At 72.1% G+C, this 12,510-nt stretch carries 12 protein-coding genes; 8 read left to right on the top strand and 4 right to left on the bottom strand.

Going from position 1 to position 12,510, the window contains the following annotated elements; genetic code table 11:
• Window positions 1–100 precede the first annotated feature (100 nt).
• Window positions 101–400 (top strand): SHOCT domain-containing protein, encoded by a 300-nt coding sequence (locus ACYVK5_RS01750; protein ID WP_460701564.1) that lies wholly within the window; start codon window positions 101–103, stop codon window positions 398–400.
• Window positions 401–498: 98 nt separating this feature from the next.
• Window positions 499–984: a hypothetical protein gene (locus ACYVK5_RS01745; protein WP_460701563.1), complete on the top strand. Its 486-nt coding sequence runs from the start codon at window positions 499–501 to the stop codon at window positions 982–984.
• 71 nt (window positions 985–1,055) lie between these two features.
• On the opposite strand, the gene ACYVK5_RS01740 is transcribed toward ACYVK5_RS01745, so the two are convergent.
• Both ACYVK5_RS01740 and ACYVK5_RS01735 read right to left on the bottom strand, forming a co-directional pair.
• Window positions 1,056–3,095: a penicillin-binding transpeptidase domain-containing protein gene (locus tag ACYVK5_RS01740; protein WP_460701562.1), complete on the bottom strand. Its 2,040-nt coding sequence runs from the start codon at window positions 3,093–3,095 to the stop codon at window positions 1,056–1,058.
• A gap of 74 nt (window positions 3,096–3,169) precedes the next feature.
• A complete protein-coding gene (locus ACYVK5_RS01735; RefSeq protein WP_460701561.1) occupies window positions 3,170–3,865 on the bottom strand; it encodes a hypothetical protein in 696 nt (231 codons plus the stop codon).
• Between the two features lie 182 nt (window positions 3,866–4,047).
• On the opposite strand from ACYVK5_RS01735, the gene ACYVK5_RS01730 reads away from it, so the two are divergent.
• The 5 genes from ACYVK5_RS01730 (at window position 4,048) to crcB (ending at window position 8,875) form a co-directional block, all read left to right on the top strand.
• The gene (locus ACYVK5_RS01730; RefSeq protein WP_460701560.1) at window positions 4,048–6,303 is read left to right on the top strand and encodes a SpoIIE family protein phosphatase; all 2,256 of its coding nucleotides are present in this window, start codon (window positions 4,048–4,050) and stop codon (window positions 6,301–6,303) included.
• A 50-nt stretch (window positions 6,304–6,353) separates the two neighbouring features.
• Entirely contained in the window at window positions 6,354–7,370 is a 1,017-nt protein-coding gene (locus ACYVK5_RS01725; protein ID WP_460701559.1) for a sigma-70 family RNA polymerase sigma factor, read from the top strand.
• 91 nt (window positions 7,371–7,461) lie between these two features.
• Window positions 7,462–7,929 carry a universal stress protein gene (locus tag ACYVK5_RS01720; protein WP_460701723.1) on the top strand — a complete coding sequence of 156 codons (468 nt, stop codon included), beginning with the start codon at window positions 7,462–7,464 and terminating at the stop codon, window positions 7,927–7,929.
• On the top strand, window positions 7,926–8,492 hold the full coding sequence (locus tag ACYVK5_RS01715; RefSeq protein WP_460701558.1) for a fluoride efflux transporter FluC: 567 nt from the start codon (window positions 7,926–7,928) through the stop codon (window positions 8,490–8,492). The genes ACYVK5_RS01720 and ACYVK5_RS01715 overlap by 4 nt, the downstream gene beginning before the upstream one ends.
• Window positions 8,489–8,875: a fluoride efflux transporter CrcB gene (gene crcB, locus ACYVK5_RS01710; protein ID WP_460701557.1), complete on the top strand. Its 387-nt coding sequence runs from the start codon at window positions 8,489–8,491 to the stop codon at window positions 8,873–8,875. Before ACYVK5_RS01715 ends, crcB begins: the two co-directional genes overlap by 4 nt.
• Window positions 8,876–9,016: 141 nt before the next feature.
• On the opposite strand, the gene ACYVK5_RS01705 is transcribed toward crcB, so the two are convergent.
• Window positions 9,017–10,129 carry a glycoside hydrolase family 11 protein gene (locus tag ACYVK5_RS01705; RefSeq protein ID WP_460701556.1) on the bottom strand — a complete coding sequence of 371 codons (1,113 nt, stop codon included), beginning with the start codon at window positions 10,127–10,129 and terminating at the stop codon, window positions 9,017–9,019.
• Window positions 10,130–10,462: 333 nt separating this feature from the next.
• Here ACYVK5_RS01705 and ACYVK5_RS01700 point away from each other — a divergent pair, with 333 nt between their 5' ends.
• A complete protein-coding gene (locus ACYVK5_RS01700; RefSeq protein ID WP_460701555.1) occupies window positions 10,463–11,500 on the top strand; it encodes a 5'-3' exonuclease in 1,038 nt (345 codons plus the stop codon).
• Window positions 11,501–11,656: 156 nt separating this feature from the next.
• On the opposite strand, the gene ACYVK5_RS01695 is transcribed toward ACYVK5_RS01700, so the two are convergent.
• Complete coding sequence (locus ACYVK5_RS01695; protein ID WP_460701554.1) at window positions 11,657–12,499, bottom strand: sirohydrochlorin chelatase; 843 nt, start codon at window positions 12,497–12,499, stop codon at window positions 11,657–11,659.
• Window positions 12,500–12,510 lie beyond the last annotated feature (11 nt).

The raw sequence follows: 12,510 nt of genomic DNA, 5'->3' as shown, positions 1-12,510 counted from the left end.
GAGACGGTACGCCGGGCCGACGACGGCCGGACGTCCCCGGAGAAGACTGGCGATGCGGCCGGAAGGACCGGCCACGAACGCGACACCGGAGGAGTCCGACATGAACACCCTGGCACAGGTCGCCGCCCACATGCCGCACGACGGCTGGGGCGGCGGACCCGGCTGGTTCATCATCTTCCCGATCCTGTGGTTCCTGCTCGTCGTGGCGATCGTGGTGCTGATCGCCCGGTCGGCCCGGCGCGGGTTCCGCCAGGGCCCGCCGTGGGCGCGGCAGGCCGGGGCGAACCCGGTCGCGATCCTCGGCGAGCGCTACGCCCGCGGCGAGATCGACGAGTCGGAGTACCGCAGCCGCCTGGCCGTTCTCCGCAGCGTGGCGGATCCGGGCGACGGAAAGGGCTGAGCCGGACCAAGACGTGGCGGGTTTATGCCACCCAGATGGCATAAACCCGCCATATCACAAGTTTGGAAACGTTACGTGGAACGACAAAGATCCTTCCCATGCGTACCCCCATCATTGCTGCCGCCGTCGCGGGCGTACTCCTGCTGAGCGGCTGTTCGGTGGCCGGCGCCCAAGCCGGCGAGTCGGCGGGCACCCCTGCCGCCACCCCCTCCGGCGAGAGCCGGATCGATCTCCAGGCACCGGACACCCAGGTCGGGCTCAGCCAGGAGTACGACGTCATCGGGTCCTGTGACGCCTTCTTCGGCGGGAGCAACCCGCTGGCCGGCAAGGTCCGGGCCCTCGCGCCGGCGGTCGCCCAGCCTCTCGACCCCTCGACCACGAAGGGCCAGGTCTCGACGATAAGCCATCGGATCTCGTCCTTGATCGGGCTCTCCCCGGAGAACGTCACCACGGATCTGGAACGCATCCGCACACCGTTCGACCAGGCCAAGCAGGGCAGCCTCGCCCGGCCGCAGGACGTGGTGACCGGCATCGAGTCGTTCAAGGCCAGGTGCGCCGAGGAAGGCTGGGTCAAGGGCGCCTAGCGGGCCCTGCCTGGCCTGACGGATGCGCCTGGCCTGCCGGGACCCGGGTCCCGGCAGGCCAGGCGCATCCGTCAGCTTCCCGTCAGGAAGTCGCGCATGATCGGGCCGGCGGTGGTCGAGCCGAAGTCGCCGTCCTCGACGAAGACGGCGACCCCGATGTCGCCCTTGATCGCGACCATCCAGACGTTCGTCTTACCGTCGTTGCCCTCGGCGCTACCGGTCTTCGCCCCGACCACGCCCGACACGCCGGCGAGTGCGTCCTTCGCCGACCCTTCCTGGACGACGCCGCCCATGAGCTCGCGGAGCGTGGCGGCCTCGTCCTCCTGCAACGTGCCCGACGGCGCCTGGCCGTCCTCGGTCTCGTCCGTGACCACGAGCATCGGGCTCACCGTGCTGCCGCCGGCGACGCTCGCCGCGACCGTCGCCATGGCCAGCGGCGAGGCGAGGACCCGCGCCTGCCCGATGAACGACGCCGCGTGGTCCGCCTCGCTGATGTCCTCGGCGGGAACCTCGCCCAGGTAGCCGGCCGCCCCGAGGCGCGACGCCTCGAGCCCGAGGCCGAGCGACGCGGCGGCGTCGTGCAGGTCCTGCTGCGAGACCAGCTCGTGCTGCCCCACCATCGCGGTGTTGCACGAGTGGGCGAACGCGGTACGCAACGGCACCTCGCCGAGCGCACCGGCCGGGTAGCCGTCGACGTTGTCGAACTCCTTGCCGACGACGATCCGCTCGGGGCACGAGACCGTGCTGTCCGGGGTGAGCCCGTTGCGCAGCATCCCCAGGGCGGAGGCGATCTTGAACGTGGACCCGGGCGGGTACTGCCCGAGCATCGCCGTGTTGTATCCCTGACTCCCCTCGCCGGACGCCGCCGCCAGCACGCTGCCGGTCGTGCCGTCGACCGCGACGATCGCGCTCGGCGAATCCTCGCCGGAGTCGGCCAGGACCTGCTCCGCGTGCTGCTGCATCGCCACGTCGAGCGTCAGTTCGACCGGCTCGCCGTCCTTCCCGTCGTTCGCCCACAGCTCGCGCGGTTCGTCGTCGCTGTCGGCCTTCGTCGCGGTGACGCGGATCCCCGGCGTGCCGGCGAGCTGCTCGTCGTAGACGGCCTGGAGCCCGGAGGTGCCGACGACGTCGCCCGCCTCGATGCGCCCGTCGGACTCCTCGATGATCTCCGCGGTGGCCTCGCCGGTGGTACCGAGGATCGGGCGGGCGAAGTCCGGGGTCGGCGCGAGCGCCCGCGTCCCCGGGATGAGCAGCACGCCGGGGGTCTCCTCGAGCGCCTGCCGGTCGTAGTCGGGATCGCTCACGCGGATGATGATCGCCTGCACGAAGGCCTTGTCGCCGGAGGACTCGGTGCGCGCCACGAGGTCGGCGCGCGCGTCGTCGTCGAAGTCGAGCAGGTCGGCCAGGGTCCGCGCGGTCGCGGTCCACTCGGAGGCCTCGACGCGCGACTTGTCCACACCCACGGTCAGGACGTCACGCTCGGTCACGATCGTCTCGCCGCCCGCACCGACGATGTCCGCGCGCTGCGGCTCGACGCGTTCGACGGCCAGCCGCTCCCCGGACTCCAGCTCGGGCGCGAGGATCGCCGGGGTCCACGCCGCCTGCCACACGCCGGGCTCGCGCCCGTCCGGCCCCGGGTAGGTGAACTCGACGTCGGTGGTGTATTCCCAGACGTCGTCCTCGCCGAACGGCCAGGACCAGGCGTAGGTGGCGGTGAACGACGCCGTCCCGTCGTCGGCCTCCTCGACCGGCGTCGTCTCCGCGAGCGAGACGTCGAACCCGTCGGTGGACCCGACAAGGCCCTCGAAGACGGCCTCGTACTGCTTCTCCGGAACCACGGACGTCTCGGTGGTCATCGGGAGGTTCGCCAGCTCACCCGACCCCAGGGCAGCGCCGAACTCCTCGGCGACCGGGTCGTGGGGCGGGACGGGCGGCTCCCGGAGGAGGAACCAGGCCAGCGCGACACCCGCCACCGCCAGCGCCACGACGGCCACGACGCCGAGCACGACGCCCGTGCGGCGACGTCTCGGGACGGCCGCCGCCGGAGGCACGGCGACGGGCGGAACCTGCTCGGCGTACGGCGGGATGTTCGGTCCGGATTCGGGCTGCACCCCTGCGAGGCTAGTAGAGCCCTCCGCTCACGTCATGCACTAATCTCGCAGATTCGCGGGTGAAACGGTGGGCGTCACCCCACCGGCGCCTCCTTGACGACCTCGCGCCAGGCGGCGGGATCGAGCACCGCGCCGTCCTCCCTGCCGGCCCACCGGCGCGCGTCGTCGATCGTGTCGGCGAGCAGGTTGCGCAGCCGGGCATCGACGTCGGGCACGAACGCCTCGGAGATTCCCTGGACCGCTGTCGACACCACACTCGGTGCGGCGTCCCGCACGAATCGCTTGGGACGTACCGTGGTTCCCGCGCAGAACCGCTCGGCCCAGGCGGCCGTCTTGGGAACCGACGCGAGAGCCTCGGCCGATTCCGGCGCGAGGGTCCCGGACGGCCTGTCGTCCAGCACGTCGAGCATGCGCTCGGCGCCGTAGATCGCCACGGCGAGGGTCTGCTGCCGGTCGGCGGGTGAGATGGGCAGCGCGGCCTGAGCCGCGCGCAACGCGATCCGGACGTCCCAGCGTTGGTCGTCGCTGGTCAGACCGATCACGGACGGGATCAACGGTGCGAGCTGCGGACGCGCGTGATCCGAGGTCAGGTCGTTGACGGCACGGGCGAGCATGGCCACCAACGGGTGAGTGCACGACGGGTGGTCGCTCCATCTCTCACCCGCGAGGAACGACGCGAGCTCCATGAAGCAGGCGCCCTTCTTGGGGTTCCGGTGCTTGCCGCGTCCGAGCAGCGGCAACATGTCGAAGGTTCCAGCGCTTGCGGTCACGATCCACCCCCACTGTGGGTTCGATGCTTCGTCCAGTGTGCGCGCGGTGTGACGTGGATCGCAATACCTACACATACCTTCGCCCCGTGGAGGCGCCGTCGTGGAGGGCCGTTCTGCCGCGTCATCCCGCCGATATCCGCCGTCGACGGGCGTGGCCGGACGTTTCCCGTGATACTGGGAAGATGCCGACGGACCTCCAGGCCCTGAACGACCTGGCGCACGTCGGCCTCGGGACCCAGGCCGCCGATGAAGCCTTCGAGCGGTTCGCCCGACTGGTGCGCCGCCATCTCGCCGTGCCCGCCGCGGCCGTCGTGATCCTGTCCGACGACGGCGTCACGCCCTCGGACGGGGACGGCCCGGACCGCGCCGGCGCCGCGGCGACGCCGTCGGGCGACGAACTGCTCCGCCTCCGGACCGGGCTCGCCATGCCCGTGATCGAGGCGGACAAGCCGCTGGTGATCGAGGACGTCCGCGACGACCGGACGTTCGCCCCCGGCCATGTCGTGCGCGAGCTGGGCGTCGTCGCCTACGCCGCGTTCCCGGTGCACGACCTGCGCGGGCGACCGATCGGCGCGCTCGTCGCCGTCGACGAGCGGCCGCGGCGCTGGACCCCGGAGGCGCTCGCCACCCTGGAGGACCTCGCCGCGGCCTGCAGTGCGGAGTCCCGCCTCCAGGCCGAGCGCGAACGTGCCCGCCGCGTGCAGCACGCCGCGGTCCGCGCGAACCGGCGCAGCCGCTTCCTCCTCTCCCTCAGCGAGGCGTTCGCCGGCGCGCAGTCCGTGAACGACATCGACGCCGTGATCGCCGACATCGGCACCACCGGCATCGGTGCCCGTTACTGCGGCCTCGCGCTCGTCGACACCGATCGGCGCGGGATCACCTACACCTCGCTGGCCCACGTCGAACCGGGTTTCCCGGCGTCGTTCCGGCACGCCCGGCTCACCGACGCCCGCCCCGTCTGCGAGGTCGTCCGGACCGGCAAGCCCCTCTACTACGCGTCGGACGAGGAGCTGATCACCGCGTTCCCGGAGGTCGCTCCGTACAGCAACCACGGTCTGGGGGCACGCGCGTTTCTCCCCGTGCTCTCGCCGAGCGGCACGGCGTTCGGCATCCGGCCGGGCGGCGTCGTCGGCGTCGTGATCTTCGTCTGGGAGCGGGAGGCGCGCAACGACCAGGACATGTTCGCGCTGGGCGCGGCCCTCGCGCAGTACGCCGGTGACGCGCTGGAACGCGCGTGGCTGCTCGACGAGCGCCGCCGGGCGGCGACCACCCTGCAACGGTCCATGCTCAGCCGCCTGCCGCAGATCGCTCACCTCGACCTCGCCTGCACCTACTCGCCGGCGACCCGGTCCGACCAGGTGGGCGGCGACTGGTACGACGCCGTCCGGCTGGACGACGACGCATCGATCTTCATGGTCGGCGACGTCACGGGGCACGACATGCACGCCGCCGCCACGATGGGCCAGCTTCGTTCCTTGCTCCGCGCCCTCGCGTGGAGCCACGACGCCGCGCCGTCGGAGCTGCTGCGGCTGCTCGACAAGGCGAACGACGGCCTGGGCCTGCACGCCTCCGGCACGGCCGTGCTCGTGCGTCTGGAACGGGTCAAGCGCGGCGGCGGCACGTACGAGGTGACCTGGTCGAGCGCAGGGCACCCGCCGCCGCTCGTGCTCCGCCGGGACGGTGGCGTGGACCGGCTCGACGCGCGCAGCGACATGATGCTCGGCGTCGTCCCCACCATTCGCCGCACGGATCACGCGACGCTGCTCCGCCCGGGCGAGACGCTGCTGCTGTACACCGACGGGCTCACCGAACAGCACTCCGCCTCCGACGACGAGGCGCTCTCCGGCCTCGAGAAGACCCTCGCGGGCCTCGCGCACACGGCGACCGCGGCGCTCCCGGTCACCCTCGTGCGGCGGCTGATCGGCCAGCACCAGCACGACGACGTCGCCGTCCTCGCCGTGCGCGTGCGGATGGCCGCCATGCCGAGCAACCGCTCGGAGCCCGGGACCGCGCGCGTGGAGCGCAAGGTGGCGGACGATCTGTCGGACCTCGCACCGGCCCGGCTCTGGATCGACGACATGCTCGAGACCTGCGGCGTTCCGCTCGCCCAGCGCCGCACCATCACGCTGCTCGCGTCGGAGATCCTGACGAACGCGCTGGATCACGGCCGGGCGCCGATCGGCGCGGAGCTCGACATCGACCCCACGCGGGTCCACGTCGGCGTGCGCGACGGGTCGTCCGTGCAGCCGCGGCTGAGGGACCCGGACGTGCGGGAGTTCGGGGGCCGCGGGATCCAGCTCCTCGAACGGCTGGCGTCGCGCTGGGGCGTGGAGCGGCACGTGGACGACGACACCACGCTCGACGAGGAGACGAGGGGCAGCGCCCGGACGCGCCGACGGGGCAAGACCGTCTGGTTCGAGATCGACCGGGAGCCCTGAGAATCCGCCATTTCTCGTCAGTGTCAGACCCTCGGCGTAGCGTGTGGGCCATGGCACAGTCGACAGGCGTCGCGCCCGACGCCGAGAAGATCGATCCGGAGCTCGTCGCGGGCCTCGAGAAGCACCGCCGCGAGCTGACCGGATACTGCTATCGCATGCTCGGCGGCGCATTCGACGCCGAGGACGCGGTCCAGGAGACGCTGCTGCGTGCGTGGCGCTCCTACGACCGCTTCGAGGGGCGCTCGTCGCTCCGCACCTGGCTCTACCGCATCGCCGGCAACGTCTGTCTCGACATGCTCGGCTCGAGCCGTGCCAAGCGGGAGCGCCCCATGGGCCTGGGCGCGGCGTCGCCCCCGGAGGTGGAGTCCCTCGCCGCCGAGCTACCGGAGGAACGGTGGGTCGAGCCCGTCCCGGACGACCGTGTGCTGCCCGGGCCGGGCGACCCCGCGGACACCACGATCGCGCGCGAGTCGGTCCGGCTGGCGTTCGTCGCGGCGTTGCAGACCCTCCCCGCGAAGCAGCGCGCGGTGCTGGTGCTGCGCGAGGTGCTGCGCTGGCCGGCTCAGGAGGTCGCCGAGCTGCTGGAGACCTCGGTCGCCTCGGTGAACAGCGCCCTGCAGCGGGCGCGCGCCACCCTGTCGGACCGCGCGCTCGATCTGGACGCCGCGACCTCCACTCCGGCCACCCCGCCGTCCGACAAGGAGAGCGCGCTCCTGGAGCGCTACATCGACGCGTTCGAGCGGTACGACATGGACGGCCTCAGCGCCCTGCTCCGCGAGGACGCCATCATGAACATGCCGCCGTACGCCATGTGGCTCCAGGGCGTGGAGGACATCCGCGCCTGGATGCTCGGCGTCGGGTCAGGCTGCCGGGGCTCGCGTCTGGTACCGGTGCGCGCGAACGGGTCGCTCGCCTACGGCCAGTACCGGCCCGATCCGGCGGGCGGCTGGTTCCCCTGGGGCCTGGCCGTCCTGGAGAACGACGGGGACAAGATCACCGGCATCACCACGTTCCGCTCCCCCGAGCGGCTGTTCCCGTTGTTCGGTCTGGCGGACCACCTGGACTGACGCCGTGTTCTCCGGGGCCTGACTCCGACGGTACCGGATGGGCAAACTCGTGACGTGGCTCACAGCGGACCGATAGCCTCAGGGCGTGACGATGAGATCCATCGTGGTCGGCGTGGACCACAAGCAGCCGGACCTCCCTCGCCGGGCCGCGTCGCTCGTGCAGAGCCTGGGGGGATCGCTCGTCGAGATCGTCTGCCTCTGGGTGGACGAGACCGCGGTGACCGAGCCGAACGGTTTCGCGGTGTCGGTGGACCCCGACATCGTGATGTCCGACGACCGCTACGCCGCCGACGTGCTCGACGGTCTGAACCGCTCCATGGCGGATGTCGGGTTGCCCTGGTCCGCGGTGCGCGGCGCGGGCGACCCGGCGCGCGAACTGGCGCGCGTCGCCGACGAGGTCAGCGCCGCGATGATCGTGATCGGTGCGCGCCGGGCCGGTCTGCGCGGCTGGGCGACGAGCATGGTGGGCGGCACGGTGGCGGGTCACCTGGTCCACGACCAGCGCCGCCCCGTGGTGGTCCTGCCGGAACACCCGCTCGACGGCGAGGGCGCGGCATGAACACCGTCGCGCGCACGGACACGTATGCGGCATCGTGGTCCTCGATGAACGCATCGATCTCCGAACCGCCCGCGGCGCCGGCGCCCGGCCCGGGCGGCCGCCGGAGATTGCCCGCCCACCTGCGCCCCTCGCTGATCGGCCTGGTCGCCGTCGGCGGCGCCGTCGGCTCCGCCGCGCGGTACGGCACGGAAGTCCTGCTGCCCGCCGCCGGCGCGACGGGCGGCTGGCCGCTCGCCACGCTCGCCGTCAACCTCGTCGGCGCGTTCGCCCTCGGGCTCGGGCTGGAGGCCCTGGCCCGGCTCGGCCGGGAGACTCCGGTGCGGCGCAACGTGCGCCTCGCGGGCGGCACGGGCTTCCTCGGCGGGTTCACGACGTACTCGGCCCTCGCGCTGGAGACCGAGCGCCTGCTGTCCGGCGGGCAGGCGGGCATGGCCGTCGCCTACGTCCTGGTCACCCTCGTCCTGGGTGTGCTGTGCTGCCTCACGGGCGTCCTGCTCGGAGAGCGAGCCGGGGCCGCGTACCTGCGGCGGTCCCGTGCCGCGGGGGCGGAGACGGACGAGTGATCGGGCTCCTCCTCGTGGCCGGGGGCGGTGCGGTCGGGGCCGCCGCCCGCTTCGTGCTCGACGGCGCGATCCGCTCCCGGCACCACGGGGCGTTCCCGTGGGGCACGTTCGTGGTGAACGTGCTGGGCTCCCTCGTCATCGGCGTCGTCGCCGGGTTCGTGTTGTTCGGCGGCGCCGATGCGGACGCCGTCGAACCGTGGCGACTCGCCCTCGCCACCGGGCTGTGCGGCGGGTTCACCACCTTCTCCACCGCCATGGTCGAGACCGTCCGCCTGGCCCGGTCGAGCCGGGTCCGGTGGGCGCTGATCAGCACGATCGGCACCCTCGTGGCCACGGTCGCCGCGGCAGTGGCAGGGATCGCCGTCGTCGGCCTGTTCTCCTGACCGTCCGGGACGCATCCGGCCCCGCAGGATCGCGATCCGGTGAGGCGGGCACGATGAGGGGCGGGGTGCCCGTCAAGCACCCCGCCCCTCATCAGGTGCGGCTCCGGCGTGCCGAGCGGCCCGCCGCGGCGGCGCGGACCGCTAGATGCGGTTCCAGCGCTGGTTGTCGCCGCCGTGGCAGCTGTACAGCTGCACGGGTGAGCCGTTCTCGCCGCTCCACACGTCGAGGCACACGTTGTGCTGCTGGTTGCGGATCACGCCGTTGGACTCGCGGGTCCACTTCTGGTTGTTGCCCCCGTTGCACGAATAGATCTGCAAGCGCGTCCCGTTCGAGCCCGACGGAGCGTCCAGGCACTTGCCGTGAACCGTCAGCTCACCGGACGAGGTGAACGTGAACCGCTGGTTGTCGCCCTGGTAGCAGGAATAGGTCTGCATCTGGGTGCCGTCCGCGGTGTTGCCTCCCGGGAGGTCGAGGCACTGGCCGGTGTCGACATTCTGCAGCCGGGTGACGTCACCGCCACCACCGCCGCCGCCCCCGCCGCCACCGCCGCCGCCTGAGCCCTCGCTCACGGTGACGCTGGAGGAGCCGCTGGACTGGTAGCCCTCGGTCGCCATGATCTGGTAGTAGTGACTGCCGAGGTTCAGGCCGTTCTGCGCCCAGGCGTTCGCGTGGTTCTGGAACGTGATGGTGCCGCTCGTCCGCTTCGACGTCCGGACGCTCCAGTACTGGTAGAACGTCGCGGTCCCGTCGATGGACGGCTGGTTGACCCGCTGGGTGCGGTAGATGTCGTAGGTGCCGCCGTCGCTGTTGACGGTGCCGTAGTAGTTGGCGTTGCCCGGCGGGCGCCAGGAGCCCCAGGACTCGATGACGTAGTACTCGACCAGCGGGCTCCGCGTCCAGCCGTACAAGGTCAGGTAGGAGTTCCCGTTCGGGTTGTACTGGGCCGAGTAGTTCACCACGCGGCTGCTCGAGCCCGGGTTCCAGCCCTTGCCGGCCACGAAGTTGTTGGTGCCGTTCCACTGCGTCGAGTAGCTGCCCCCGGACCCGAGGTCCATCGAGACGCTGCCCTGGGTGTCGGTCCAGAACGAGTAGAAGTACCCGCCGTGGTTGCCCTCCTCGTTGGTGTCGACGGCGGCCGCGGGGTTGCCGGCGGTCACGACCAGCGCGAGCGCGGCGCCCGCGCTGGCGAGCACCTGGGCCAGACGGCGGCGCCGTCTTGGCCCGGATCTGATGGTGGTAAACGATTTCGACATGCTGTGCACTCCTTCGTGCGGTCGTCGATGGTTAAACCCGCGGGGCGAGGCTCCCGCAGTCGGCAGTTTTCGGGTCGCTTGATGGTGGTGTCAATGTTTCAAACGTTTAAGCACAGAATTTCGATAGTTTCGTGCACTTTCGCGAAGGGAGCCCCGCGCCTGCCGGTCGGCCCGACGTCGCGAGAGGTCGGTCCGACGTCGCGAGAGGTCGGTCCGACGTCAAGAAGTCGGTCCCTCGGGCGACCGACTGCAAGGTCATCGGGCCGACCGCTCGACGACCGACCGACCAACCGAACGACACGCGATGTCAGTGTCGGATGGCAGGCTGAGCCCATGAGCCTGATGCTCCTCGACACGGCCTCCCTGTACTTTCGCGCCTTCTTCGGGGTGCCCGATTCCTTGCGGTCGCCCCAGGGCGAGCCCGTCAACGCGGTCCGCGGCCTGCTCGACACGATCGCATGGCTGATCACCGAGCACCGGCCGGACCGCATGGTGGCCTGCTGGGACGACGACTGGCGCCCGGCGTTCCGGGTCGAGGCGATCCCCTCGTACAAGGCACACCGCGTCGCCGACGAGGCCGCCGGAACGGAGGTCGTGCCCGAGGCCCTGTCTCCGCAGGTCCCGGTCATCATGGAGGTGCTCGCGGCGCTCGGGATCGCCCGCGTCGGAGTGCCCGGCTACGAGGCCGACGACGTGATCGGCACCCTGACCGACCGCGAGGTGCGGCGGAGGCACGACGCAGCGGCATCTGGCGCGGTCTCGCCCGGCGCGGTGCTGTCCGGCACCTCGGCGTCCGGTACCCCGGCGCCCAGTGCTCCGGCGCCTGGCGCCTCGTCGTCCGGCGTCGACATCGTCACCGGGGACCGCGACCTCTTCCAGCTCGTCGACGACGCCGCGGGCGTCCGCGTGCTGTACCCGACGCGCGGGGTGCGCGACCCCGACGTGATCGACCAGGCGAAGCTCGCCGAGAAGTACGCGGTACCCACGGGCCAGGCCTACGCCGAGATGGCCACCCTGCGCGGCGACCCGTCCGACGGCCTGCCCGGCGTCCCCGGCATCGGCGAGAAGACCGCCGCCAAGCTGCTCGACCGCTACGGCGACCTGGCCGGCATCCTGCGGGCCCGCGACGACGAGTCCGACAAGGGCCTCACCGCGACCCAGCGCAAGCGTCTCGTCGATGCCTCCGACTACCTCGCCGCAGCTCCCCGCGTGGTCCAGGTCGCCCGGGACGCCCCGCTCCCGCCCTTCGACGACTCCCTTCCCGCCGAGCCGGCGGACGAGGGAGCTCTGGCCGAGCTCACGACCCGCTGGGGCCTCCAGTCGAGCATCACCCGCATCCGCAACGCCCTGCTGACCCACGAGTCCCCCTGACGGGCTCCGGGACTCCTCGGCTCATGATGCTCGTCGAGCCATCAGGCTGTGGTCGGGGGTTTGGCGTGTGGTCGGTCAAGTGATTGACCGACCACACGCCAAACCCCCGACCACAGCCCCGCTGGGAGTCCTCATACCGTTGAGGCTCTCGACAGTTCACCTGGCGCGCGAGCGCGTCATGCGCTCCACCGCCGCCTCGTAGCGGTCAAGGACGATCCGGACAAGGCGCTCGTCAGGCTTGTCCGACGGCGCCAGCGGGGCGGTGACGACGTCGGCACCCGCCTCCAGGACGCGGTCGTGGAAGTATCCCGGCGCGAGCAGATAGGAAGCGACGACGACACGGCCCGATCCGCGCCGGCTGGAACCCGGCGTGCCGCCGGCACCACCACCGGACCCGCCGTCCGGCTCGCCGGCACCGAGGCCCGGCCCGGCGACCTCGCGAACCGGCTCGCCGTCCGGCACAGCGTCCCGTGCCGCCGCGACCGCCGCCGGCACGCGCGGCTCGGCACCCGCCCCGTACGACGGCGTCACCGGACGGCCAAGCCGCCCCGCGAGCCCGGCCGCGACCTCCTCGACCGCGACGGCCGCGGCAGGCACCGACGAGCCCGCGGCGGCCAGCACCACGACGTCGTCCGTCCGAAGACCCGCGCCGTCGTCGATCTCCGCGAGCCGGTCCGCCAGCAGGTCGACGAGTCGCAGGTCCGGACCGAGCGGCTCGGCGGCGACCGCCGCGTCTCCCCGCGTGGCAACCGCCTGGGCGATGTCGTGCCGCACGTGATACCCCGTCGACAGCAGCAGGGGGACGACGACGGCGGCACCGGCATCGGTCACCGCGCCCGCCAGCACCTCGCCGACCTCGGGCGTCTGCACGTCGACGAACGCCTCGCGCACGTCGAGGCCGGGCCGCGCGGCGCGGACGCCGTCCAGCAGCGCGCGCACGGCGGCGCGCCCCGCGTCGTCGTCCGTCCCGTGGGAGGTCCCCACCAGTACTGGCGCCATTCGAGAAGCCC

It is taken from the genome of Myceligenerans halotolerans (assembly GCF_054782975.1).
Note: the sequence above shows the minus strand (reverse complement) of the source record. Positions and strands in the feature narration are given on the sequence as shown.

Bases quoted from the DNA above. Each gene is read 5' to 3' on its own strand.
- ACYVK5_RS01745 (WP_460701563.1), top strand. From the start codon at position 499: ATGCGTACCCCCATCATTGCTGCCGCCGTCGCGGGCGTACTCCTGCTG.
- ACYVK5_RS01715 (WP_460701558.1), top strand. From the start codon at position 7,926: ATGAACACCGTCGCGCGCACGGACACGTATGCGGCATCGTGGTCCTCG.
- ACYVK5_RS01700 (WP_460701555.1), top strand. From the start codon at position 10,463: ATGAGCCTGATGCTCCTCGACACGGCCTCCCTGTACTTTCGCGCCTTC.
- ACYVK5_RS01750 (WP_460701564.1), top strand. From the start codon at position 101: ATGAACACCCTGGCACAGGTCGCCGCCCACATGCCGCACGACGGCTGG.
- ACYVK5_RS01695 (WP_460701554.1), bottom strand. From the start codon at position 12,499: ATGGCGCCAGTACTGGTGGGGACCTCCCACGGGACGGACGACGACGCG.
- ACYVK5_RS01730 (WP_460701560.1), top strand. From the start codon at position 4,048: ATGCCGACGGACCTCCAGGCCCTGAACGACCTGGCGCACGTCGGCCTC.
- ACYVK5_RS01725 (WP_460701559.1), top strand. From the start codon at position 6,354: ATGGCACAGTCGACAGGCGTCGCGCCCGACGCCGAGAAGATCGATCCG.
- ACYVK5_RS01720 (WP_460701723.1), top strand. From the start codon at position 7,462: ATGAGATCCATCGTGGTCGGCGTGGACCACAAGCAGCCGGACCTCCCT.
- ACYVK5_RS01705 (WP_460701556.1), bottom strand. From the start codon at position 10,129: ATGTCGAAATCGTTTACCACCATCAGATCCGGGCCAAGACGGCGCCGC.